The sequence below is a fragment of the Chryseobacterium sp. HMWF035 genome (assembly GCF_003094695.1).
GTDB lineage: Bacteria > Bacteroidota > Bacteroidia > Flavobacteriales > Weeksellaceae > Chryseobacterium > Chryseobacterium gambrini.
This window is the reverse complement of the sequence record NZ_QEHP01000096.1, coordinates 65213-90669: the sequence shown is the minus strand read 5'-3', so window position 1 is coordinate 90669 and position 25457 is coordinate 65213. Positions and strand designations below refer to the sequence as shown.

Below are 25457 nucleotides of genomic sequence, written 5' to 3'. Positions count from 1 at the left end.
ATTGCTAACGGAAACGTTTCTTTGAGAATCAGCATTCTGGATAATGCAGCCAACGGAACGGTTTTATATACAGAAACTCAAAACAAAACTACCAACGCCAAAGGTCTGGTAAACCTGAACATCGGACAGGGAACGGCTACTACAGGAAACTTTGGAGCGATCAACTGGGGAACCAATGCTAAATTTGTAAAAGTGGAAATGGATCCTGCAGGAGGCTCTAACTATACGAATGTCGGGGTAAATCAATTGATGAGTGTGCCTTATGCTATGGTAGCTGATAAGATAAACATGAACTCTAATGGCTCATCCTTAAATGATGATATTGTAGAAAATAAATTTTCAAATTTTGGATTTATTGACTCCTATGATGCCAAAGCATATGTTTTCAACAGTAAAACAGGAACTTGGGTTGCTCAGACATTTAATACCTATGCAAGCCCAACTTTGGTTACGTCCAATGGTAACTTTGCATTTATTGATGCATATAGCGCAAAATCTTATGTTTTTAGTAATAAAACAGGAACTTGGATAGCCCAGACATTTAATGCTTCTGCTAGTCCTACTTTAATTACATCCAATGGTAACTTCGCATTCATGGATATGTATGATGCCAAAGCTTACGTTTTCAACTCAAAGACAGGAATTTGGACTGTACAAGCATTCAATCCTTCTGCCAGTCCAAGTTTAGTTTCATCCAATGGTAATTTTGCCTTTATGGATATGTATGATACCAAAGCCTATGCTTTCAATACTAAAACAGGAACCTGGATCGCACAGGCATTTAATTCTTCAGCCAATCCAAGTTTAACAAAATCTAACGGTAACTTTGCATTTGTAGATAGCTATAGCAGTAAAGCGTATGTATTTAATAGTAAGACAGGAACCTGGATCTCGCAGACATTTAATTCTTCTGCCAATCCAAGTTTAATATTGTCAGAATCAAACTGAAAATTAAAAAAGAGGCTCTCGCCTCTTTTTTTATGCAAATGTTTAAATAAAACAATCATAATCACTAAATTTGTGAGTCTTAAAAAAATCAAATAATAAATTACAGTATAATGTCAGACAAATCAAAAATCTATTACACGCTTACGGATGAGGCTCCTATGTTGGCTACACACTCGTTTTTACCGATTGTGAAAGCTTTTACAAAATCTGCAAACATTGAGATCGCCGTTCCGGATATTTCTTTGGCAGGAAGAATTTTAGCCAACTTCCCGGAATTTTTGAAAGATGATCAAAAGATCGGTGATGCTTTGGCTGAATTGGGTCAGTTAGCGACTCAACCGGATGCCAACATTATCAAGTTACCAAATATTTCAGCTTCTGCTCCTCAATTGGATGAAGCAATTGCAGAATTGCAGTCTAAAGGTTTTGCAGTGCCTAATTATCCTGCTGAGCCTAAAAATGATGAAGAGAAAGCGATTAAAGCAAAATATGCCAAAGTTTTAGGAAGTGCCGTAAACCCTGTATTAAGAGAAGGAAATTCTGACAGACGTGCTCCAAAAGCCGTTAAAAACTATGCAAAAGCAAACCCTCACAGAATGGGCGACTGGGCTTCTGACAGCAAAACAGACGTTTCGCACATGAACGGAGGAGATTTCTACGGAACTGAAACCTCAACAACGGTAGAAAATGCCACAAAATTTAAGATCGTTTTCAAAGGAAACGACGGTTCTGAAACGCAATTGAAAGATTTCGCCAACCTTCAGGCTGGAGAAGTAATTGATTCTTCTGTAATGAATCTCAATGCTTTAAAAGCTTTTGTACAGGAAGCGATTGAAGAAGCAAAAAACAGAAATGTTCTTCTTTCGGCGCACCTTAAAGCGACCATGATGAAGATCTCCGATCCGATTATTTTCGGAGCGATTGTAGAAACGTTCTTCAAAGAGGTTTTCACGAAATATGCAGAGACCTTCAAGTCTTTAGATGTTAATCCAAACAACGGTCTTGCTGATCTTTTCGAAAAAATAAAAGGAAATGCTCAGGAAGCGGATATTAAAGCAGATATTGAAGCGGCTCTGGCAAACGGACCGAGAGTGGCGATGGTAAATTCAGACAAAGGGATTACCAATTTCCACGTTCCTTCCGATATCATCGTTGATGCTTCTATGGCTGCATTGGTACGAGGCGGCGGAAAAATGTGGAACAAAGACGGAAAAGAAGAAGATACGGTTTGTATTATTCCGGACCGTTCTTACGCAGGTTTCTATCAGTCTGTTATTGATGATATGAAAGCACACGGAAAATTAGATCCTACTACAATGGGTTCTGTTCCGAATGTTGGTTTGATGGCTCAAAAAGCTGAAGAATACGGATCTCACGACAAAACGTTCCAGGCTTCTGCGGAAGGAATCATTGAAGTTCAGGACGAAAACGGAAACGTTCTTCTTTCTCAGAAAGTAGAAAAAGGAGATATTTTCAGAATGTGCCAGACGAAAGATGCTCCGATTCAGGACTGGGTGAAATTAGCAGTAAACAGATCAAGATTATCTGATACTCCGGCTATTTTCTGGTTAGATAAAGGAAGAGCACACGACAGAGAAATCATCAAAAAAATTGAAAAATACTTAGCAGATCACGATACCAACGGATTAGACATCAGAATCATGGATGTAAAAGACGCCATGACGGAAACATTAAAAAGAGCTAGAGAAGGAAAAGATACCATTTCTGTATCAGGAAACGTATTGAGAGATTATTTAACTGACCTTTTCCCAATTCTTGAGCTTGGAACTTCTGCTAAAATGCTTTCTATTGTTCCATTGATGAATGGAGGTGGTCTTTTTGAAACAGGTGCGGGAGGTTCTGCTCCTAAACACGTTGAGCAGTTCATCGAAGAAGGCTATTTAAGATGGGATTCTTTAGGTGAATTCCTTGCTTTACAGGCTTCTTTAGAGCATTTGGCACAAACTCAGGGGAATACAAAATCTCAGGTGTTAGCGGACGCACTGGATGAAGCTAATGCTAAATTCTTAGCTACCGACAAGTCTCCTGCAAGAAAAGTAGGACAAATCGATAACAGAGGTTCTCACTTTTATCTGGCAATGTACTGGGCGGAAGCTTTAGCAAACCAGACTGCTGATGCAGAATTAGCGGCACAATTCGCTCCGATTGCAGAGGCAATGAAGGAAAACGAAGAAGTAATCAACGCAGAATTAATTGGTGCGCAGGGAAAACCTCAGGATATTGACGGTTACTATAAAACAGATACTTACAAGACGTATGCGGCCATGAGACCAAGTACGGTTTTAAATGAAATCATCGACGGAATTTAATTTCGTTTTTACTAAAATATTTTTTAGCCATAGCCGACTGTAGTTCGGTTATGGCTAATTTTTTATAGTCTGTAAAATCAGCCTAACTTAATCAAACCCTTTTCGTCGAATCCGCCTATGCTTTTCCTGCAGCGGCTTTCAAAACTATTGTCTTTGTGACAACAAAAGTTTAATGTGAATTGCTTTGACTCAGCCTGGCTTAATCAAACGCTTTTCGTCGAATCCGCCTATGCTTTTCCTGCAGCGGATTTCAAAAATTATTATCTATGGGCAGCAAAAGTTTAATGTGAATTGCTTTGACTCAGCCCTAGCTTAATCAAATACTTTTCGTCGAATCCGCCTACGCCTTTCCTGCTGCGGATTTCAAAACTATTATCTTTGAGACAAGACGAGTTTATATGAATTGCTTTGACTCAGCCTAGCTTAATCAAACGCTTTTCGTCGAATCCGCCTACGCCTTTCCTGCTGCGGATTTCAAAAATTATTATCTTCGTGATGAAGGACAACAATGCTTACTCAACACAAAGACATCTTTTGGTTGTGAATTGCTTTCAAAAATTATTATCTTCGTGATGAAGGACAACCCAACCACTGAAAGAAAATACTTGGCGAAGGTTGTGAATTGCTTTCAAAAATTATTATCTTCGTGATGAAGGACAACTACAGCAATAGAACAACAAGAATCTAATATGTTGTGAATTGCTTTCAAAAATTATTATCTTCGTGATGAAGGACAACACAGAAACAGATGCTTTAAACAGGAGTTTGGTTGTGAATTGCTTTCAAAAATTATTATCTTCGTGATGAAGGACAACGAAAAGCTTCACAACAATAGCAAACCCTTTGTTGTGAATTGCTTTCAAAAATTATTATCTTCGTGATGAAGGACAACTGTGTAAACGGCTCTAACTCTTCTGCAGTAGTTGTGAATTGCTTTCAAAAATTATTATCTTCGTGATGAAGGACAACTTCAATGCTTGTATTGTTGTTTATAACATAGTTGTGAATTGCTTTCAAAAATTATTATCTTCGTGATGAAGGACAACTTAATTGTATAGCGCGTTTGACCAACTTTAGTTGTGAATTGCTTTCAAAAATTATTATCTTCGTGATGAAGGACAACAGGTCGGCGACGCAACCAAAGAGCAAGTAAGTTGTGAATTGCTTTCAAAAATTATTATCTTCGTGATGAAGGACAACGTTAGTTTTTTTGAATACTACCTCGATTACGTTGTGAATTGCTTTCAAAAATTATTATCTTCGTGATGAAGGACAACGTTGTATGGTAACGGACTCCCGTTCCTTTGGTTGTGAATTGCTTTCAAAAATTATTATCTTCGTGATGAAGGACAACAATTCACAAATAAAATAGTAACAAATTTAAGTTGTGAATTGCTTTCAAAAATTATTATCTTCGTGATGAAGGACAACAGGCTTGCGCTGAATGGCGACCTTACATGAGTTGTGAATTGCTTTCAAAAATTATTATCTTCGTGATGAAGGACAACCTACGCTGTGAAATTCAAAACCGCAACCCAGTTGTGAATTGCTTTCAAAAATTATTATCTTCGTGATGAAGGACAACCTCAAAAAATAATCTACTGGTTTTCAGTAGATTATTTTTGTTTTCAGGATTTAAAATTCAGAACAATTCGAGCTGTTGGAAGGTCGGTGGCGGTTCTTCTTTATTTCTGGCAAAAAAGATTTCGATGTCTCCAAACTGTTTATCCGTAATGCACATAATGGCAACCTTTCCGGCTTTAGGAAGCATAAATTTTACTCTTTTGATATGAACTTCTGCATTTTCACGGCTCGGACAATGACGCACATACATCGAAAACTGAAATAAAGTAAATCCGTCATCAATCAAAGCTTTCCGAAAACGGTTTGCATCTTTCATATTCGCTTTCGTTTCGGTCGGGAGGTCATATAATACTAAAACCCACATAATTCGGTATGCATTAAACCTTTCGGCGTTCATTTTTGGTGACTATTGTATGTTTATCGTAATGTTTGCAGCCCGACCTGAGTGGAGCTCTTTTTGCAGATTTTTATTCTTCGACTCCGCTCAGGATAAACTACAGGCGGATAAAGCTGCCATAAAAAAATTACATCAATTCCGGATAGGAAATCAGCCGCTTTTCTCCTGTGTAGCATTTGTAAAGCGACGACGCCGTAGTTTTTACAGCAACCAGCAACGGTCTTGTTTTGTCATCAATACGCACATCTTTGGTTGCAACCTGAAGAATATGCGCTTTAAATTCTTTCGTCAGTTCTTCGGTATCCGGATGAATTTTCAGCCACTGCATCACGAGTAAATCAACAAACGGACGGTAAGGTTCCATTAAATCATCGGCAAGGCAATACGGATTGTATTTATTTTTATGAAAAATACCAAGAACAGGCAACAGTCCGGTTTCTACGATGGCTCTTGCCACAATGCTTCTGAGCACGGCATATCCAAAATTGAAAAACTGATTGGGTGAATCTCCGAAACGCTGCCTCAAAAAGTCCAGACTGATGAGGTATTTCCAGTAATGTTGCGCCGCAATTCCTTCCATATTCGTTATATCGCCGGATTTTACGTTTCTCTGATATTCAATCATCGGTTCGTAGTAATTCCCCAGTTTCATCAGGACATTTTTCTGGTTTTCGATCTTGCATTCCACCGTCTGTTTCCAAAGCTGTTTTTTCAGCGGTTCACTGGCTTCCAACTGATCTTTTACCCGGTCGGAATGTTCGGTATGCCCGTACAGCGGAAGCATTATTCCGTGCGGTAAATGATGGGCATCGCAACTCACCACCACAACATTGTTTCCCATCATTTTCTGAATCAGATGGTGCGAAATGGTTATCTGATAATGATCCAGCATCAATAACCCCAAATCTTCCACAGGGACACTCCCCTTTTCCGTTTTGGTTTCCGGACAGAGAATTTTCAATTGCTCGTCTTTGAGCTTGAGGTAAGCGGGATTGCCGATGTAGATGGAGCGGGTGATCATATTAAAAATTCCATTTTATTGTACCATCAATATACATCTCAAAATCTTTTCCTTCAATTGCAAAATTCCATTGTCCTTGTGTAAGTCTTAAAAAAACCTGTTCTGCTCCAACTATGAAAGATTTGTCTTCCGAATATAACTTTTTCAATTCAGTATCAATACCTGCTGCCAAATGATGACGGAATTTAATTCTACCATCTTTTTCAAATTGATATATTTTAAACATTCTGTTGGATAATTCAGGTTTTTCTAAATCTTTTAATTCGTGAATACTTTCTTTATAAAACAAGACTTTATCACCGCTTTTTAAAACTGAATAAAGAGGTAACTGTATTATATTTTTTCCTTTACCAGATTCAAAACTTGAAAACTCCGGCTCGGTAAAAAGATTTTGAATATTTTTTAATTTAATTTCTGCCAAATCTACAATTGAAAGAATTCTCATCGCTTTTCCTGCATCACTTTTGTAAAACAGACAATACGTGTTCTCACCGTTAGTTGCCAATGTAGATTTTTTGTAATCTTTATCTGAGACAAAACTGTGATTATGAACTTTAATTGCTGTAGTATATTTTAATCCATTTTCGAAACAACGTATTGTTCTTATTTTATTAACTTTATTACCTTTTTTATCAAGCATATAAACACCTTCAGTCAAAGCTGTCTTAAAATCTGTTTCTTCAACTTGTTTTTTAATTATTTTAAACAAATCTTTATCAACAATTGCTTTTTCAACTTCTTCAAGGCTTTTAAATCCTGGAGAATTTACATCCTTTTTATAAACCAAGGGTTTTCTGACAGCCAGATAAATTTCATCTTTAAGAATCATTTTTTTATTTTCATCAAATAAAATCTTGTTGTCTTCATCTCTTAAAGGCTGTTTGATGGCTCCGTAAAAAGTCTCTCCGTGTAACTGTCCACGAATTGTATCACCTTTGGCAACTCGTTTTTTTCTATTGCCCGCCTGATCTATGTCGTAAACGATTTTACCTCTTTTTCTTATTATTTTAGATGTTTGAGTAATCGTTCGGCTATCTGTAAGGTTATTAATCAAAACCTTATCTTTTAACTCCAAAATATAATTTTCAGAAAAGTTATCCCAATCCATAGGAAGTTCGTGATAGGTTTTGCCCGTTCTGTTATCAATTTCATTTTGGTAAGCCTTGATAATTCTTTCTCTATGAAAAGCATTTGGAATTAAGGTAAGAATTGCAGCATCCTGAGCGTGATGACTGTGTACGCTTCTGTCTTTTTTAGAATCTTTTGACTGTACTTTATAAACTTTCTTAAAGATATCTGTAACTCCTCCTTTTTCCACAGAAACTCTTTTGAATAAGGTCTTAAAATATGGCAAAGCGTACTTGGTGATAATCTGAGTATCTCTCAACTGATTATTTCTCCATCCTGCTTTATATTCTGTAATGGTAAAAGTGGCTAATTTGGCTTTTAGATAATCCAAATCCATTTTTATGGTGTGATACTTTACAATACAAAAATCTTTGTACTCTTTTGTACTTGCATAAGAAGCCTTTTTTTTCCATTCATCAAATAGTTTTTCAAGCTCCTCAATCTTCTTCCAAGTAACTATTCTCTCTGTTTTGCCTTTTAACTCTTTGTATTCTACTTTTCTTTCTCCAAAAAGAAATTCTATATTTCTGATTATTGGATTATAGAATTCACCATTAATAACCTGTTCAATATCATAATTGACTAATTGTGTCGGAAATTTCTTTCCTTTTTGTAAACGGTTATATCCCGAGTCGGCAATCGTGAGATTTTTCAATTCGTTATCAAAACTGATACTTGCAGGAATTGTATGCTCAAAATCATACTTGTTACCAATGATTAAGTCTGAAAAGGAAATTGGCTTGCCTGTATAAAGGCAAATTTTGTTTTGTTCGTGCCACAATCTGATTTTACGGACTAATGTATCTTCATCGATAAGATTCACATTAGGAAACTGTTCCTGATAAATTGCCAGTTCTTTCCTGTAAGCATCATTTTCTTTTTCTCTTTCCTTTTGCCAAATCTCAATTGCTTTTCTTTTATTCTTATCATTAAGTTCTCTTGCAATTTCAATTACCACTTTTGTTTCTTCATCTATCTTCCCTGTCTGCAAAAGATAATTCACCAAATTTTTCAGTTTATGTAGAGACTTCAGCGCCATAGGATTTTTAAATCCTTTGCTCAGTGGCTCAGGATTGCCTAATAATTTAATTTCCCGACCTTCAAACTCTGCATCGGGATTTCTTGTTAAGAAACCACTTCTGTTATTTTCTTTAACGTAATATTTTTTCTTTCCTACCGAATATTCTAAATAATTTTCAGCTTTCGCATAATTCTCCTGTTCAGAAGGATGCCAAAGATATTTCTTCATATCTTCTGAAATATGATAAGTATCTTTTAAAAAATTAAATATCTTTTCATCAATTCTTTCAGGCTGTACAAAAAGATTTTTCTTATCAAAAAAAGATTTCTTTAAAAACTCAAGGTATTTTCGTGAAACATATGTAACAATATTTGTTTTACTTTCTTCTTCGAGTTTATCCCAGCTTTCCTGTCCGTAATTATCAATAATGCTTTTTAAAACTAGTTTGTTTTCAGTACTATCCAAATCTCTTTCATCAGTAATATAATAACGGTTTTCATCATTAAGCATTTCCGATATCAAACTATTGACAATCGCTGCATTTTTTCTATTAGCTGAATCCAAATTTAAAATCTTAGAAATCTCTTCGGAAAAATGATTAATCAGTGTCTCAGAAATTTCATTTTCACCAAGCATTTTATACAGATTAGCCATATACACAGCGTGGCTGTACAAGAAACCTTTTTGTAAATAGGGAAGAATTTTCTTAATCGCAGAAAGACTTAAAGTCGCAAAACCTTGTTGTAATTTGATTTTAGAAAATTTATTCGCATTTTCTTCATCTAAATTTAGTTTTTCTAAAGCAAATTTCTTAAGATTTTCCTGTCCGTCAAAGGTCATTAGAACGTGCCAAACGTCTTCAAAAGTATATGCGGTGTGAGATTTTTTGACAGGCTGTGAGCTTCTTTCTCTATTAATATCCCATTTTAGTATGTCTTGCCAGTTTATTCCAAAAACATCCTGAAATTGTTTAAGCAATTTTACGGAAAGTACTTTTGTTTTTTCATGATGCTTTGATGTTCTTTTTGCACCGTCTTTCTTTAGCTGTTTATCAATTTCGCTTAGTTCGAAATCAGGTTTTGATTTATAAAATATCGGATAAATTTTAGCTTGAATATATTCCTGCTTATTTTCATCTAAAGGTGGAATGATATTTAAGTTATTAATAAAAACCCAAGTTCTATATTCTTCATACAGAGGATGACTTACAGCCACTCTTTTTTTCCCTTTTTCGTAAATACAGTTTCCAATCAAGCCTTTTTGTGTTCTTAAAGGACGTTGCCAGATGATGGCTTTCCATAGTTTAGAATAGTCATCCTTAGAAATATCGTGTAAATCACAAATCCATTTTAATTCTGCTTCACTGTCTTTTCTTAAGTTATATCTTTGTCTTATTCTTCCGCCCATTTTTTTTTGATAATGATACAGCGCAGCACCTAAAGTTTTGTATATATCTAAATATTCTTTAATATCATCTCTTCCTTTTGTTCCGTTCTTATCACTTCCGGTTAACATAGTCTTAGCTTCTTCCTCATCTCTTCCTTTAAAACCTCTTCTTTGAACAAGCTGATAAAAAACTCTTCCTAAAATTTGAGGATCATTTGTAAATACATCTTTATATTGTGGATTACCTGCGAAGGCTCTGAAAATGTAATAACTCTCGTTTTTGTCTTTTCCAAACAAATGAAAGTCCGGTAAACCGTCACCATCAAAATCAAATCTTATCCAATTCAGAAACTCTTCGGATTGAGGATACTCTCTTTTCTTTCCTTTTCTGTAAGTTTTCCAATTATTAAAATCATCGATAGACAAAGGACACATATTTCTTTCAATAAGAAATTGCAAAATTCCAAACTTTCTGTATTTTTCAGCTTGGTAATTTCTTCTTTTACCTCTACTCTCTGTTCTTTTCTGAACTTTAGGGAATTCATTACCTTTTTCTGAAGCAACACCCTTCTCAAAAGTAATCACTCCAAAATCTTCTATCTGATTACCTTCTAAGTCTAAATTTCTAATTGCCCAACCGGTACTATTGCTACCTAAGTCAATTCCTAAAACCTTTTTCATAATTATTAATTTTGGTATTTTATAAAAATAAATAGAAAAATAATAAAAATTATACGGTTTTCCGTAAATCAGAATTAAAAAACTTGTCTATATTTGTACTAATAATTTTGAAAAGCAATTCACAATAAGGCTAAAAGCCGAAGAAAATCTTCAATCCTGCGTACTCCGTGGGATTTTTTATTAAAGATCAAAGATATAAATCCCAAACACAAAAAAAGCCGCCTCAAAAAAGGCAGCTTTACAAATCTGAAATATCTAACAATATTATTTTTTAGCTTTTACGTCTACAGCGATTTCGATGTCTTTGCTGATCATCCATTCTGCAGGATCCGCTTCAGAAGTTCCGAATTTAATTCCCCAGTCTGCTCTGTTCACCGTGAATTTAGCCTGGATTGCCGCTGAATTTTCCGTTACATCCACTTTGGCTGGGAACGTTACATTCATTGTTTTTCCGGATAAAGTAAGGTTTCCGCTTACTGTTTTGTTGGCACCTGCTACTGCATCTTTTGGAGCTTCCTTAAGATCTGCTACGCTTGTGATTTTGAAATCAGCCGTCGGATTTTTTGCAGTGTCGAAGAAATCAGCATTTTTAAGGTGTGCTTCAAGGTCTGCCGGTTTTTTATCTTTTTCCGTTACAGAAGCCGGATCTACTTTAATAGAGTTCATGTCGATCACAAAGTTTCCTGCCGTTACGCCTCCGTTTTCAATGCTCAAATCTCCCGATTTTACCATTAAAGTTCCCCAACGCGGAGCCATTCCTCCTTTGTGGAATGCTTTCCAGTTTACCACAGAACCTACCGTATCTACAGGCAAAACTTCCCCTTTGCTTTCTGCTACTTTCTGCTCAGTAGAAGTCGCTGCATTTTCAGCCGATTTTTCTTTGTTACAAGACGCTGCAAGCAATCCTACTGCAACCAATGCAATAACACTTAGTTTTTTCATATTATTTAAATTGTTTAAAGTTTATTCTGAATTTCTAAATTCCGGAACCAAAAATAGAAAACATCCCACACTTTTATCTTATCATACATCAAGAAATCAAATTTCAGGGTTTCCATTATTGACCTTTCCGCTAAAATAAGAATTATTAAATACACATGATACAATTAAAATCTTTATATCAAGTTTAAACTCATTTTAAATTTAACCGCAAAAGAGACAAAAGACTTTATCGGATTTATGTAAAGTATTTCAAAAGTCTGCAAAGAGAAAAAATCAAAGATTTTTTTAACTTACGTGCTCTTTTTTCATTTAGGTATTAAACTTAAACAACTAAAGTGTTTAAATCTTTTGTGGTAAAAAAGTTTAAAGTTTATCTTCAAACAAAGCATATTTATCTTACTTTAAGATAATTACAATCATTTTTTTATTTTTTTGAGTTTTAATCATTGCACGGTTAAAAATTTTAATCTTAAACCATCCATCTTCTTTTTTTTATTAAATTTAAATAAGACAGTAAAGCTTTTGTAAACAGTATGGTTAAATTTAAAATGTGTTTACAAAATACATTTTGATTATTTTAGCCCTTTAAATTTTAAAATGAACACAACACAATACATACAGCAATCCCTCAACATATCCGAAAAAAGCATCAATGCCACTTTAGAACTATTGGCGGAAGACTGCACCATTCCTTTCATTTCCCGCTACCGAAAGGATAAAACCGGAAACCTTGACGAAACACAGATTGAACAGATTTCAAAACTCAGTAAACAGTTTGAAGAAATTGTAAAAAGAAAAGAATCCATCTTAAAATCGATTGAAGAACAAAACGCTTTAACGCCGGAACTGAAACAGAGAATTGAAGAAAGTTTTGATATTCAGGAAATTGAAGATCTTTATCTGCCGTTCAAAAAAAGAAAGAAAACCAAAGCCGATGCCGCGAAAGAAAAAGGACTGGAACCTTTAGCGAAAATGATTATGAGCCAGAAAGTTCAGGATTTACAGTTTTTGGCTTCAAAATACCTGAACGATCAGGTCGCGTCTGAAGAAGAAGCTTTGCAGGGCGCAAGAGACATCATGGCAGAATGGATCAACGAAAATATGTATGTGAGAAAAAATCTACGTCGATTATTTCAGCGAAAAGCAATGGTTACTTCGAAAGTAGTGAAAGCCAAAAAAGACGAAGAAGAAGCACAGAAATTCTCGCAGTATTTCGAATGGGAAGAAAGCCTGAACAGAATGCCTTCTCACCGCCTTTTAGCCATGTTGAGAGCCGAATCCGAAGGTTTTGTGAAAACCAATGTGGGGATCGATAAAGAAGAAGCCATTGATTTTATTGAAAATGCCATCATCAAATCCAACAATGAAACATCGGAACAGATTTCACTGGCGATCAAAGACAGCTACAAAAGATTACTGGAACCCGCAATCTCCAACGAAACCCTACAGGAAGCGAAAGAAAAAGCCGATAAAAAAGCCATCGAGATTTTCTCTGAAAACCTCACGCAGCTTCTTCTCGCACCGCCTTTGGGAGAAAAAAGGATTCTGGCAATCGATCCGGGTTACAGAAGCGGCTGCAAAGTAGTCTGTTTAGACGAAAAAGGCGATCTGCTACACAACGAGACCATTTATCCGCACGCTCCGCAAAATGAAAGCGGAATGGCAATGAAAAAAATCCGTTCCATGGTAAATGCCTATAACATTGAAGCCATTTCCATCGGAAACGGAACCGCAAGCCGCGAAACTGAGTTTTTCATCAAAAAAATTGCATTCGACAAACCTTTACAGGTTTTCGTTGTTTCAGAAGCCGGAGCTTCGGTGTATTCTGCAAGTAAAATTGCGCGTGAAGAATTTCCAAGCTATGACGTGACGGTTCGCGGATCGGTTTCCATCGGAAGAAGACTGGCAGATCCGTTGGCAGAACTGGTGAAAATAGATCCGAAATCTATCGGAGTCGGGCAATATCAGCATGACGTAGATCAGACCCAATTAAAAAACGAACTGGATTCTACGGTGATGAAATGTGTAAATTCTGTGGGAATCAATCTCAATACAGCGAGTAAATCTTTATTAAGCTATGTTTCGGGAATCGGCGAGAAAATGGCAGAAAATATTGTGAACTACCGTACTGAAAACGGAGCTTTTGAAGATAGAAAACAATTGAAAAAAGTTCCGAGACTGGGAGAAAAAGCGTTTCAGCAGGCAGCCGCATTTGTGAGAATTCATAATGCCAAAAATCCGCTGGATAATTCTGCCGTACATCCCGAAGCCTACGTAATTGTTGAAAAAATGGCAAAAGATTTAGGCATAAAAACCAATGAGCTGATCGCCAATAAAGAAAAGATCGCACTGGTAAAACCCGAAAACTACATTACCGGAGACATCGGAATTTTAGGAATCAAAGACATTTTAAAAGAGCTTGAAAAACCCGGACTGGATCCTAGAAAAGCGGCTAAGGTTTTTGAATTTGATCCGAATGTAAAAAGCATCAAAGATTTAAAAACAGGAATGATTCTGCCCGGAATCGTTAATAACATCACCGCTTTTGGCTGTTTTGTAGATCTGGGAATCAAGGAAAGCGGATTGGTTCATATTTCCCAGTTAAAAGACGGCTTTGTTTCTGATGTGAACGAAGTGGTAAAACTGCATCAGCACGTTCAGGTAAGAGTAACGGAGATTGATGAAGCGAGAAAAAGAATTCAGCTGAGTATGGTTTTGTAAGAATGATTAAGGTTTTAAATTCAAGTCTGTTTAGATAGTTATTTTATTTACGAAATTGTCATTTTGAGCGAAACGAAGTGGAGTTGAAAAATCTAAAATAACTGAATTTTAAATGATTTTGGTTTTATAATTACTAATAAAATTCTGTTCAGCATAACACAAAAGGTTGAAATGAAATGCAAACACATGGTAGAATGAAAATTTCAGAGCTTAAAGAAAATAAAACAACAAGAAGGGCAACCCGAAATTTTGATTCGGAAGGAAGACGTATCTATGAATTTTTTGAATATGAAATCCCTTATGATACTACCTACGAAAAGAACCGCAGGGACAGATTGTGTTCTAAAATTATAGACATGATTCCCTTTACCCTGCTTTTCGTTTTCATATTGCATAAACCCCTTATTGTAGCTCTGATTCTTTCAATTCCGTGTGCAATTGTTTTAGGATCAATAACAGAACATTTTTTCGGATGTACTCTTGGCAAAAAGATTTTTAAAATAAAAGTAATTGATGATTACGGTAACTATCCCAATATTCTGAAATCATTTGCAAGAAATTTGCTTTGTCTGGCAAATCTTTTCTTTTTTTGGATCAATTATGAACAGCCAGAAAATGAATCATCAAACAAATCCATGCGGATGGATTTTCATATGCATTTCAATAACGAGATCTGTAAAACCTATATTGTAAAAGAAATAAAAATGGAAGAGATCAGGAAGCTTCTTCATACACAACTTTAAATAAAAAGGCGACTCAATTGATGAATCGCCTTTTATTTATTTAAAATCTTTCTTGTCAATATTTTTGTTGTAAGACAAATCGACTAAATTAAGAATCTGATCTCCGTCTTCTGATCTCAATACGGTTTTTGAACAATGAACCAAATCTTTGAATTTTTTATATTTTTCACACAGAATGGTAGAGAAAGAATTTTTTACAGGATTTTCCTTTATTTCTTTTTTCAAAAGAAAATCTTTTGTATCATAAAATAAATTAATTACACTGCCATCAGTTGCTGTTGCCTTTATTTTATGAAGATTTTCAGCTTTATCTGTATCAACGAATTCAACTTTATATAATGACGGATCCAGATAAGCCAGTTCATTCATTATATACTTCCTTCCGGGTTTATCTTTAAATTCTTCCTGATCAGCCAACTTTTTTTGACCATTTACCATTTCAAAGCCTGTACTGCCGTCAAACCAAGAACGGTAAACAGTCCTTCCTTCATATTCTATCTCAAAACTTCCTAAGTTGGGAGCCATTTCCTTAGTAATAAAATATACATTTCTCCCATCAGTTATGGTAGCGGATTTTGTATATAGCGTTTTTATATTGCTGAAAAGCTCTTTTCCGCCCATTGCATCAATTCCCTTTTCAATGATCGATTTTGCCTTGGCTTCATTAGTTTCCTGTGCATAAGTAAAAGTATTGGCTGTTGCAAAACAGAATACCGCCAATCCTAGTTTTAATAATTTCATGATTGCTTATATTTTTTGCAAATATATTTAATAATCCTTAAAATCCCTTACCGCTTTTCTCACTTCCGGCCATTGGGTAACCTGCCCTTTATCGTCCAGAGGCATTGCTCTTTTTTCCCGGTTCGAAAATTCGGGATCTTCTGAAGCCATATACGCTAAAGTTGCCGTTAGAATTACATTGCTTTTCACCTCATCAAAGATAATTTTGTCGTACGTATCTTTTGTCGTATGCCATGTGTAGCCAAAATATCCCCAGTTTAAAGAACCCAACCCAAATGACGGAACTCCCGCTGCGACGAAAGAAGCATGATCGGAACCTCCCCCACCCGGAGTTCCCGGAAAGTCTGTTTTAATCTGGCTTTTAATATTTTTAGGAACCGCATTCAGCCATTTCCCAAGATAATCGTAAGCATGTACAAAACCCTGTCCGCCAATGTTTACTACTCTACCCGTCCCGTTGTCCTGATTGAAAACCGCCTGAACTCCCTTTACAATCTCCGGATGATCTGCTACAAAACTTCTCGATCCGTTCAGTCCCTGCTCTTCACTCCCCCAAAGTCCAACAATAATGGTTCTTTTGTTATCAGGATAATATTTCTTAAGAATTCTCATCGCTTCAAGCATGGTTAAAACTCCCGTTCCGTTGTCTGTAGCGCCTTGCGCACCGTCCCACGAATCCAGATGCGCAGAAAGAATAACGTATTCATCAGGTTTTTCTTTTCCTTTAATCATTCCGATGGTGTTGAACGATTTTGCTTCGGGAAGGATTTTTGATTTCACCTCGATCCTGATCTTAGGTTTTGCGCCGTTTTCCGCCATTCTGTACAACATTCCGTAATCTTCAAGCTCAATATCGAACATGGGAATATTCTTCGTTTTTGCCTCAAAAATTCTGTTGGCTCCCATAATTCCTGTCCAGTTGGAAATCGCAATTCCTGCCGCTCCTGCTTTTTCCAAAGCTTCAGGAAGCGTTTCGTTATTATAGCCAATGCTTTTTATATAATTCTGATACTCTTTTGAAGCCTGTTCTTTCTCTTTTTTAAGCTTTTCATACAGTTCAGGCGTGGCAAATTCTTTAATCTGATCGTCTGAACGACCGATTTTCTGGTATTGTGCCATCAAAACAACTTTTCCCTTCACGGAAGACATCCACTCATCAAATTCAGCTTTGGAAGAGACTTTCGGGAGAATAATAACTTCTGCTTCCACCGCTTTTTTCGTTGCCGGACTCCATGCTAACTGGGTTGCCGATAAACTTTTCATGCGCGGAAACGTCATATCCACATGAGTGATCCCTCTTTGCCATCCTTTCCATGTTCCAAACTGTTGCAGGCTGGCTTCAATATCCCATGATTTCAATTTATTTGCCGTCCATTCATTGGCTGCAAGCATTTCCGGAGTTCCGATCAGTCGCGAACCGATTCCGTCCAAAAGTTCATACGCCATCGTTTCAAGCTGGGAATTATTGTTTACTTCATTCACGAAATTCTGAACTACGGGATTAAGTTTTTCCTGAGAAACGGCATTCTGAGCCAGAGAAAATTGCGTCATCGCCATCATAACAGGCAATGCAAGAAATCTGTTTATCTTCATATTAATCATTGTAGCCCTAAAGATAAAGAGATTCGCGGAAATGGGAAAACGCAGAAAGGGTTTGGTGATGGTGAATGGTTGCTGGTGAATTGTGAATGGTGAAAAAGTCAAGGGTGAATGAGATTCGCTTTTGATTTACAATCCACAAGTCAAGACTACATAAGAGCGATGATTTAAAAAACTGAATTTCTTTGTAAAAATTCAAATAAAAAAAACCGACTGAAAAGCCGGTTTTGGGAACAACTATTTTTTTGATTCTTCAACAGAAACTTTTCTGAATTCCTTGAAAAGCTTGCTTAGTTCCAAAGCTGCTTTACGAGCTCTTGTTCCAGCTGCCTTGTTTCCTTTTTCTGCTTGTTGGTTTGCTTCAGTTGTGAAAGCTTCAAATTCTGCGTTGATTTTTTCAATTAGTTCTTTCATTATTTTTAAAATTTAGGCTGCAAATATAGCTTTTATGGTGATTCCAGCCTAATAGTGAAGAAAAAATTTCCAAGAATTCACAAATAATTTCAATTTTCCGGCAAAATGCTTCAGATTGCCGTAAAACAAGCCGATCCGGAGGAATCGAAAAACAATTCTGCTGCATTTAAAAATTCCTACTGAATGGCGACTGAATATTCTTCATCTATCACCGCTTTCAGCCACGTAACCTGCTCATCACCTTCATAATTGGTGATGGCAATATGCGTCATGGAAGTTTTGGAACCTGCTCCATGCCAGTGTTCTGTGTTTTCAGGAATATTAATTACGTCTCCTTTCTTAATAACCTGAGCGGTTTTTCTTTTTTCCTGATAAAGACCTTCTCCGTCAATAACCAGTAAAACCTGTCCTTTGGGATGCGTATGCCAGTTTGTTCTGGCTTCAGGTTCGAAAGTAACACTTCCTGCGGAAAAATTATTGTTTTTATCTTTTGAAACCAAGGGAGTAAGAAAAGCTTTTCCGGTAAACCATTCTGCCGGAAGCGGCTCTCCTTTTTTAAATAGATCTGCTGTATTCATTGTTTCTTTTTTATGATATTGACATCCTGACAATATAAGAGCCGGAATGATAAATGCTGCTTTTTTCATGGTAATAAAAACTTAAACGGAATCAATCGTTTTAATAATTTTTGCCGGAATTCCTCCTACAATTGTATTTTCCGGAACATCTTTGGAAACTACCGCTCCTGCAGCAACGACTGCATTTTCTCCAACGGTAACGCCGGGCAGAATCGTTACATTGGCTCCTATCCATGCATTCTTTTTAATAACGATAGATTTCCCCGTAAGACCTTTTCTGTGTTGAGGTTCCAGAGGATGATTTTCTGTGATGAGGCTGACTTTCGGACCGATCAGGACATCGTCTTCTATTGTGATTCCTCCCAAAGAAAGAAAAGTACAGTCGAAATTGATGAACACATTTTTGCCGATGGTAATCCCTTTTCCGTAATTGAGGTAAAGAGGCGTGAAAACCGTTACATTTTCAAGTTTCTTTTCTGTAATTTCACTTAACAGTTCTGAAATCTCATCCGGATCGGAAGAATTGTTCAACTGATTGAGCTTATTTTTGATTCCATAAAATGCTTCTCTCAAATGATGGATTTCAGGATCATCCGGCAAAACCGTTTCGCCATTCTGTAATCTGCTGAAGATATTTTCTTTATAATTCAATTCTGATTGTTTTAAAGTTAAACATAAGATTATTTTAAATTTGTTCTGAAAAAGTTTTCCAGTTTATCAAAAGGAATTACTTCTATTCTGTCATACAAATCTACATGAACCGCATTAGGAATAATCATTAATTCTTTAGGCTCTGTAGCCATTTTATAAGTGTCTTCAGAAAAATATCTGGAGTGGGCATTTTCTCCGGCAATCAAAAGAACCGGTCTTGGAGAAATTTCTCTGATATAAGCTAAAATCGGAATATTCATCAGAGAAAAACCGTTTGTTTTCGTCCATGCCTGATTTGAATTAACAGAACGTTCGTGAAATCCTCTCGGTGTTTTATAATAATCAAAATAATCTTTTACGAACTGAGGTTCATCCCCTTTTAAGACGTTTGCATTAGGACCGTTTCCATAATCCGGAGTTCCTTTTTCAGCGTCTTCCCATCTTTGCAGGCTCATTGTTTTAAGAATCTGATCCCGCTCTTCCTGAGTCATTTTATCAAAATATCCTTTTGAAGAAACGCGGGGCATATCATACATACTTGTTGTGGCAACCGCTTTTACCCTTTTGTCTATGGCGGTTGCGTTCAGTGCAAAGCCTGCGAAACCGCAGATTCCGATAATCCCGATTTTATCCCGGTCAACATTCTTCTGCAAACCCAGAAAATCTACTGCCGCACTGAAATCTTCCGTATTGATGTCCGAAGAAGCAATATTTCTCGGCTCTCCTCCGCTTTCGCCGGTATATGAAGGATCAAAGGCAATCACTGCAAAGCCTTTCTCCGCCATATGATTGGCATATAAACCTGAAGACTGCTCTTTCACAGCTCCGAAAGGTCCGCTGATTGCCAAAGCAGGAAGTTTTTCGTTTTCTTTGTTTTTGGGAAGATAATAATCTCCTGAAAGCACAATTCCGTAACGGTTTTTAAAGCTGACTTTCTTTCTTGTCACTTTATCGCTCAGGGTAAAAGTGTAATGTTCTTTTTGTTCTTTTGTATTCATTTTTTTCTGATGGGTCTGATTTTTTTGCGCAAATGCCTGTCCGATCAACATAGAGGACAAAACCACCGCAGCGGTAATTATTTTCATATCCTGATTTTTAATTAAAAATTGATGATACAAAATTAGAAACCGCAAGAGCGCAGCAGGTAATGATAATCAAACCAAAAATTAAGAAAATCAAACTTCAGCAGATCTGAAAGCTTTTGGATTGGTTCCTGTCTGTTTTTTAAAGAAATTGTTGAAATAAGTAGGATAATCGAAGCCCAGTGCAAAGGCAATTTCAGAAATATTCCAGTCTGTATGCTGCAACAGAGCTTTTGCTTCGGTAAGAATTCTTTCGGTGATATGCGATGTGGTGGATTTCCCTGTGATTTCCTTTACAGAACGGTTAAGATAGTTCACATGAACATTAAGATTTTTCGCAAACTCCTGAGCGGATTTGAGTTGCAGCGGATGATCTGTTGTTTCAATCGGGAATTGTCTTTCCAGCAATTCAAGAAAGACGGAAGTTAATCTGGATGCCGCATTTTGATTCTGATCTATATTTCCCGCAGGTTCAAGCTTTAAAGACTCATGAATGATCAGACTGATGTAATTTCGGATGAGTTCATCTTTATAAAGGTAATCGCTTTCCTGCTCGGCAATCATTTTTTTAAACAGGGTATTGAGAAAGTCTCTCTGTTCTTCGGTGATTTTCAGCACAGGAGTTCCGCCGATCTTAAAAAATGAAGATTGCTGAAGACTTTCTGAACGTTCGGAATTTTTAAAGAATTCTTCAGAAAAAAGAATGGTATAGCCTGCATAAGCTGAAGAAATCGTTTCCCAGGAGTACGGAATATGGGGATTTCCGAAAAACAGAATGGTTCCTTCCTGCTCAAAGGTTTTATCTGAATAATGAATTCTGCTTTTACCGGTAGTAAGACAAATCTTGTAGAATTCTTTGCGGCTGTAAGTGCGGGTTTCATTAGTATCCTGCTCTATCTGAAAAGCACGGAATCCTTTTAATTTCAGTTCACTGTTAAAATCCGAAACCGTTCTTTTTACTTTGTCTTTCATAGAACAAAGTTAAGAAATTCAAACAAATGAAAAATATGTATTTATCTTTCATTATTGATTTTTAAATTACGGAAAATTATCTTTTCACTGCACAATTAAGTAAAACTACTGACTTTTTTCTTTCCCAGACTGATTAATTTTGAAAAGTAAAACTGATGATTTCGGAAATCTTTAAACCTCTATTTTGAAGTTTAAAATAATTTTCAGAATCAAAAAAACTAATCATTATAAAAACGAAATTACCATGCTGAAAAGACAAAAAGAAAGTATTGAGCAGGAAAGCCTGTTTCTGAGAACATCCGCAGACAGTTCTCAGGGTTTTCTGGAAAACCTTATGAAAGGGTATTCCAAACTCACGATCGATGATCCGCTGATTCCTTTCAGAGAAAAAAATCTGAACCAGATTGTAGATAATGTAGACTATGGAATTTTAAAGGCTCTGGACGGAACCTGGGTGAGCTACAACGCCGATTACAATAAAAATATCGACAGAACAATGAACGGAAGCGGCATTCATACCACGATTATGCCTTCACCGGGAACCAATTCGGGAACAATTCCGGGAAAGTTCAGCTTCGAATGTGAAGAATACATTGAAAAACTGGTTTTTTCTCTTGTTCCGGGAGGTGTGCGCAATCGTGGCGGGGCAAATGAGCTTTTCTGCGGGGCTATAAAGTATGAGCAGAGCATTAAAAGTGTAAATACCCAAAAAGATAATCCGGATTTGCTGTACACGCCTATTCATGAAGAAAATGGGATGTATCTTTGGCTGAGTGATGTCTACAATCACGCAGCCACAAAGGAATCTATAGAAAGAGACCGCGGAATTCATGCTTTTGATGAGGAAGATTATAAAAACTACGGGTACAAAGGCGAATACAGAAACGAACCTTTGGTACAGGTGAAAGATGAAAACGGCAATCCTCTGTATATTCTGATGAGTGAACTGAAGGAAGGACAGGAATATTATGAGATCATTCCGGCAAAAGAACTGAAACCGGGAGCCGGTAATCGCGGACCTTATTTTATTCCCGATTATTCTATTTCGCGAAGCGGAGTGATTCCTCACGGAAGCACGATTACTTTACTGGGCGACATTGTTCCTTCCCAATCCAATTATCTTGTTCAGGGAGCTCCGCAGTTTCCGGAAGGCGATAAGGCATGGAATTACGATTTTCTTTCTGTTTCGCCAACGATGGGAGGAGCAGGAGCGAGTGAAACGCATCCTATCAATCTGGATGAACCCGCTCCGGCGTGGGTTCACGAAACACTGAATGACCAAAATGATCCGGGAGAAAATAAAATTTATACGCAGAGAATTCTTGCACACGATCTTTATCCTTATTCGGTAAGACCGGATCTGAGATTAAGAGATACGCTCAGCGGACAGGAAGTTAAGAATTATGTTTTTCTTCAGATGTCTTCCAAAAACAAGACCGGCGCACAAGGCGGGATTTTAAATGTTCCTTTCGTAAACCGTTTTGTTCCGACGGTGGAGGTAAATTTCAGAATGTGGATTGAAACCGTTGTGGAAAACGGAAGAGAGATTCTTCAGCTTCAGTATGAGCAGATTATTCTTTTTGAATTCCATTTCGGAGATGACGGCGGAACGACAAGCTGGCCGCATATTCAGGTGAACACGCTTCGAAAACTGGAGGATATTCCTGAAGATCAGAGAAAAATTATAGAAGAGCAGTTTTTTGAAGGAACAAAAACTCCGGAAAATATATCCTTAAATGCTCCGGCTGCAACATCAGGCTGTCCGTATCACAAAGGATAAGTAAATATTTAACTATGGTTTTAAAGAAAGCAGCGACGGCACAAGTGCCGTCGCTGCTTAATATATGCAATACCTATTTAAACAATTATTAATTTAACGATAAAATTAAACATCAATTCTTTATTGAAAATCTTTGATTTTCTTGCGCCTTAAAGATTTGAGACTAATAGAAATCTTGCGTCTTTGTATTTTCCAACAAGAATATTTTTGTTTTAAAAAACTTTAAAATCTTTATTAACTTTAACTACGGCAGCTCAATCTTTTGTCCTTTTTTGTGGTTCAAATAAAGAGCTTAAACAAGTTTAAATTTAATGATTACCCTTTTGCTTTTTCGTCTGTGAAAAGTTCTACACAATCTCTTTTTTCAATAAGCTGCATCGGATACTGTTCGGGATTGTAAACTCCGTTTAAAACTTCATTCAGAGCGTGTTTTTTGCTTTCTCCAAAGGTGACGATTAAAATATTTTCAGCGTTATTGATGACTGGAGCTGTAAGGGTAATTCTGAACATTTCCTGAGGTTTCAGGTAATACGCATCCACCCACTTTTCTTTTTCCCAAAGCACTTTTTCTCCCGGAAACAGTGATGCTGTATGTCCGTCGTCTCCCATTCCCAACAGAATAAAATCAAAACTTCCATCATTTCCCAGTACATTTCTGATCTGATTTTCATATTCCGCAGCAAATTCTTCCGCAGAAACTCCGTCTTTATACATCGGGAAAATGTGATCTTTAGTTACGGAAACATGATCGAGAAGTGTATCGAATGTCATTTTAGCATTGCTTTTCTCGTCATTCAGCGGAACCCATCTTTCGTCTACCCAGAAAAAAAAGACTTTGCTCCACTCTATTTTATCTGCATATTCCCCGGAAGCCAACAGCTTAAAGATAGCTTTCGGAGAAGAACCTCCACTTAGCGCCACCACAAAATGGTCGTGATCCTGAATCGACTTTTCGGCCAAATCTACAAAACGGTCTGCAGCTTTTTTATATAATGTATCTAAATCGTTAAATACGGTAATCTTCATTTTTACTTTTTTCTTTATTATATTAAATCTGTTTAGAATTTTATTTAACCGCGAAAGTCACCAAAGATGAACTAAACTTTTATTTAAAGCTGACAATTATAAATGAAAAAGCTCACAATAGTTTTTAAAAATGAGCGCTTTGATTATTATAGAAATTCACTTTAAAATTGTCTATCGTTTCTTTTGTGGTTAATTCTGAAATAGTTTAACACAAGTTTATTTTTAAACCCAGTGATGTCCCTGTCTTTCTACCAGAGCAGTACTTTCTTCCGGTCCCCAACTTCCGGCTTCATAGTTCGGGAAAGAGTTATCTTTTTCATTTGCCCATGCTTCCTGAATGGTTTTTACCACATCCCATGCTTCTTCCACCTGATCGGAACGCATAAACAGGGTTAAATCTCCTAAAAGTGCATCCAGCAATAAGGTTTCGTAAGCTTCCGGCGTATCTTCCTGACAGGCAAAATTATCAAAAATCATTTCTACAGGTTTTAAAACTAAAGAAAGTCCCGGTTTTTTTGCCATAAACTGGAGTCTGATATCCATTAAAGGCTGAATATTGATAATCAGTCGATTGGCAGACAATTGTTGCGAACTTTCTGAAAACGTAGAATGCGGAAGCGGCTTAAACTGAATGGTGATGTAAGAATGTTTTTCTTTCATCTTTTTCCCTGTCCTTACGTAAAACGGAACATCCTGCCATCTTTCATTATCCAGATAGAACTTTACGGCTGCAAAAGTTTCTGTGTTGGAATCCGGCGCAATCCCTTCTTCCTGTCTGTATCCCTTCGCTTTTTCGCCATTTACCGATCCTTTTCCGTACTGTCCTCTTACTGCGTAATGGTCTACTTTTTCCGCAGGAATTCTTCGGATAGACTTTAATACGTCCACTTTACGATCTCTGATCTCTCCGGATTCCAGCGAAGCAGGCGGTTCCATTGCCACCATGCAAAGGATCTGCAAGAGGTGATTCTGGATCATATCTCTCAATGCACCGGTCTGTTCATAGAAGCTGCCTCTGGTTTCCACTCCTACTTCTTCAGCCACCGTAATCTGTACAGATTCAATATGTTTGTGATCCCACAAAGGTTCAAAAATAGCATTTCCGAACCTGAAGGCAAGAATATTCTGTACGGTTTCTTTTCCCAGATAATGATCGATGCGGTAGATCTGTTCTTCTTCAAATGCTTCTGCCAAAAGGCTGTTCAGTTCAATGGCAGACTGTTTATCGTGTCCGAAAGGTTTTTCGATAATAATACGGTCTTTTTTAGGATCTGAAGCAAGCGATGCATTTTTGATATGATTGGAAATGGTAGCGACAAAATTAGGACCTATTGAAAGGTAAAAAAGTCTGTTTCCTCTTGTTCCGTAGACTTTGTCAAAACTTTCCAGCTTCTGATTAAGATTTTTATAGGAACTCTCTTCATCAAGCTGATGCTGAACATACGTTATGTGCGCCTGAAAACCCGCCCAGTCTTCTGAAGTTACTTTTTTTCTTGAAAAGCTGTTCAGGTTTTCTCTGATGTAATTTTTAAAATATTCGTCGGAATTATCTGCTCTTCCCAAAGCGATGATGTTAAAGCCTTTCGGCATTCTTCCATCTATATACAGGTTGTAAAATGCAGGAAAAAGTTTTCTTTTTGCTAAATCTCCTGTTGCGCCAAAAATGATAATTGTGGTGGGCTGCAAAACTTTATTTTCGCTCATTTCTGAAT

General features: G+C 36.8%; 17 protein-coding genes, 1 pseudogene and 1 CRISPR repeat array. Of the genes and pseudogenes, 5 read left to right on the top strand and 13 right to left on the bottom strand.

The window, feature by feature from the left end:
• Together DD829_RS23680 and DD829_RS14740 are read left to right on the top strand one after the other, a co-directional pair.
• Positions 1-948, top strand: a pseudogene (locus DD829_RS23680) (hypothetical protein); the annotation flags it as partial.
• Positions 949-1058: 110 nt separating this feature from the next.
• On the top strand, positions 1059-3278 hold the full coding sequence (locus DD829_RS14740; protein ID WP_108408643.1) for an NADP-dependent isocitrate dehydrogenase: 2220 nt from the start codon (positions 1059-1061) through the stop codon (positions 3276-3278).
• Between the two features lie 537 nt (positions 3279-3815).
• Positions 3816-4863: a CRISPR direct-repeat array (repeat unit 47 nt; unit sequence GTTGTGAATTGCTTTCAAAAATTATTATCTTCGTGATGAAGGACAAC).
• Between the two features lie 57 nt (positions 4864-4920).
• On the opposite strand, the gene cas2 is transcribed toward DD829_RS14740, so the two are convergent.
• From cas2 to DD829_RS14720, 4 genes are all read right to left on the bottom strand, one after another.
• On the bottom strand, positions 4921-5259 hold the full coding sequence (gene cas2, locus DD829_RS14735; protein WP_007842732.1) for a CRISPR-associated endonuclease Cas2: 339 nt from the start codon (positions 5257-5259) through the stop codon (positions 4921-4923).
• Positions 5260-5386: 127 nt separating this feature from the next.
• Entirely contained in the window at positions 5387-6280 is an 894-nt protein-coding gene (gene cas1, locus DD829_RS14730; RefSeq protein ID WP_108408644.1) for a type II CRISPR-associated endonuclease Cas1, read from the bottom strand.
• 1 nt (position 6281) lies between these two features.
• Complete coding sequence (gene cas9, locus DD829_RS14725) at positions 6282-10496, bottom strand: type II CRISPR RNA-guided endonuclease Cas9 (RefSeq protein WP_116547880.1); 4215 nt, start codon at positions 10494-10496, stop codon at positions 6282-6284.
• 264 nt (positions 10497-10760) lie between these two features.
• A complete protein-coding gene (locus DD829_RS14720) occupies positions 10761-11438 on the bottom strand; it encodes a YceI family protein (RefSeq protein ID WP_116547879.1) in 678 nt (225 codons plus the stop codon).
• Between the two features lie 597 nt (positions 11439-12035).
• Between DD829_RS14720 and DD829_RS14715 the strand changes: the two genes are divergently transcribed.
• On the top strand, positions 12036-14159 hold the full coding sequence (locus tag DD829_RS14715) for a Tex family protein (RefSeq protein ID WP_108411589.1): 2124 nt from the start codon (positions 12036-12038) through the stop codon (positions 14157-14159).
• A gap of 194 nt (positions 14160-14353) precedes the next feature.
• On the top strand, positions 14354-14902 hold the full coding sequence (locus DD829_RS14710; protein WP_165814869.1) for an RDD family protein: 549 nt from the start codon (positions 14354-14356) through the stop codon (positions 14900-14902).
• 36 nt (positions 14903-14938) lie between these two features.
• Here DD829_RS14710 and DD829_RS14705 read toward each other — a convergent pair whose 3' ends face one another.
• The 7 genes from DD829_RS14705 to DD829_RS14675 all read right to left on the bottom strand — a co-directional run bounded on the left by DD829_RS14705 (position 14939) and on the right by DD829_RS14675 (position 20939).
• Positions 14939-15643, bottom strand: coding sequence for a hypothetical protein (locus tag DD829_RS14705; protein ID WP_108409280.1), 705 nt, complete (start codon positions 15641-15643; stop codon positions 14939-14941).
• A 27-nt stretch (positions 15644-15670) separates the two neighbouring features.
• On the bottom strand, positions 15671-17236 hold the full coding sequence (locus DD829_RS14700; protein WP_108409284.1) for a M20/M25/M40 family metallo-hydrolase: 1566 nt from the start codon (positions 17234-17236) through the stop codon (positions 15671-15673).
• A 243-nt stretch (positions 17237-17479) separates the two neighbouring features.
• On the bottom strand, positions 17480-17656 hold the full coding sequence (locus DD829_RS14695; RefSeq protein ID WP_076394683.1) for a histone H1: 177 nt from the start codon (positions 17654-17656) through the stop codon (positions 17480-17482).
• Between the two features lie 176 nt (positions 17657-17832).
• Complete coding sequence (locus DD829_RS14690; protein ID WP_108409285.1) at positions 17833-18234, bottom strand: cupin domain-containing protein; 402 nt, start codon at positions 18232-18234, stop codon at positions 17833-17835.
• Between the two features lie 81 nt (positions 18235-18315).
• Positions 18316-18885, bottom strand: a complete 570-nt coding sequence (locus tag DD829_RS14685; protein ID WP_108409281.1) for a DapH/DapD/GlmU-related protein — start codon at positions 18883-18885, stop codon at positions 18316-18318.
• Between the two features lie 29 nt (positions 18886-18914).
• Complete coding sequence (locus tag DD829_RS14680) at positions 18915-19970, bottom strand: alpha/beta hydrolase (RefSeq protein ID WP_108409282.1); 1056 nt, start codon at positions 19968-19970, stop codon at positions 18915-18917.
• A 90-nt stretch (positions 19971-20060) separates the two neighbouring features.
• Complete coding sequence (locus DD829_RS14675; RefSeq protein WP_108409283.1) at positions 20061-20939, bottom strand: helix-turn-helix domain-containing protein; 879 nt, start codon at positions 20937-20939, stop codon at positions 20061-20063.
• A 244-nt stretch (positions 20940-21183) separates the two neighbouring features.
• Between DD829_RS14675 and DD829_RS14670 the strand changes: the two genes are divergently transcribed.
• Entirely contained in the window at positions 21184-22719 is a 1536-nt protein-coding gene (locus DD829_RS14670) for a peroxidase, FMP-type (protein ID WP_108410672.1), read from the top strand.
• Positions 22720-23034: 315 nt separating this feature from the next.
• On the opposite strand, the gene pgl is transcribed toward DD829_RS14670, so the two are convergent.
• On the bottom strand, positions 23035-23745 hold the full coding sequence (gene pgl / locus DD829_RS14665) for a 6-phosphogluconolactonase (RefSeq protein WP_108411699.1): 711 nt from the start codon (positions 23743-23745) through the stop codon (positions 23035-23037).
• A 222-nt stretch (positions 23746-23967) separates the two neighbouring features.
• Positions 23968-25449, bottom strand: a complete 1482-nt coding sequence (gene zwf, locus DD829_RS14660) for a glucose-6-phosphate dehydrogenase (RefSeq protein ID WP_108411700.1) — start codon at positions 25447-25449, stop codon at positions 23968-23970.
• Between the last annotated feature and the right edge of the window lie 8 nt (positions 25450-25457).

Coding starts and splice junctions, on each gene's coding strand:
- cas2 (WP_007842732.1), bottom strand. CDS start 5,259: ATGAACGCCGAAAGGTTTAATGCATACCGAATTATGTGGGTTTTAGTA.
- DD829_RS14670 (WP_108410672.1), top strand. CDS start 21,184: ATGCTGAAAAGACAAAAAGAAAGTATTGAGCAGGAAAGCCTGTTTCTG.
- DD829_RS14680 (WP_108409282.1), bottom strand. CDS start 19,970: ATGAAAATAATTACCGCTGCGGTGGTTTTGTCCTCTATGTTGATCGGA.
- DD829_RS14715 (WP_108411589.1), top strand. CDS start 12,036: ATGAACACAACACAATACATACAGCAATCCCTCAACATATCCGAAAAA.
- DD829_RS14700 (WP_108409284.1), bottom strand. CDS start 17,236: ATGAAGATAAACAGATTTCTTGCATTGCCTGTTATGATGGCGATGACG.
- cas1 (WP_108408644.1), bottom strand. CDS start 6,280: ATGATCACCCGCTCCATCTACATCGGCAATCCCGCTTACCTCAAGCTC.
- DD829_RS14705 (WP_108409280.1), bottom strand. CDS start 15,643: ATGAAATTATTAAAACTAGGATTGGCGGTATTCTGTTTTGCAACAGCC.
- cas9 (WP_116547880.1), bottom strand. CDS start 10,496: ATGAAAAAGGTTTTAGGAATTGACTTAGGTAGCAATAGTACCGGTTGG.
- zwf (WP_108411700.1), bottom strand. CDS start 25,449: ATGAGCGAAAATAAAGTTTTGCAGCCCACCACAATTATCATTTTTGGC.
- DD829_RS14690 (WP_108409285.1), bottom strand. CDS start 18,234: ATGAATACAGCAGATCTATTTAAAAAAGGAGAGCCGCTTCCGGCAGAA.
- DD829_RS14710 (WP_165814869.1), top strand. CDS start 14,354: ATGAAAATTTCAGAGCTTAAAGAAAATAAAACAACAAGAAGGGCAACC.
- DD829_RS14740 (WP_108408643.1), top strand. CDS start 1,059: ATGTCAGACAAATCAAAAATCTATTACACGCTTACGGATGAGGCTCCT.
- pgl (WP_108411699.1), bottom strand. CDS start 23,745: ATGAAGATTACCGTATTTAACGATTTAGATACATTATATAAAAAAGCT.
- DD829_RS14720 (WP_116547879.1), bottom strand. CDS start 11,438: ATGAAAAAACTAAGTGTTATTGCATTGGTTGCAGTAGGATTGCTTGCA.
- DD829_RS14695 (WP_076394683.1), bottom strand. CDS start 17,656: ATGAAAGAACTAATTGAAAAAATCAACGCAGAATTTGAAGCTTTCACA.
- DD829_RS14675 (WP_108409283.1), bottom strand. CDS start 20,939: ATGAAAGACAAAGTAAAAAGAACGGTTTCGGATTTTAACAGTGAACTG.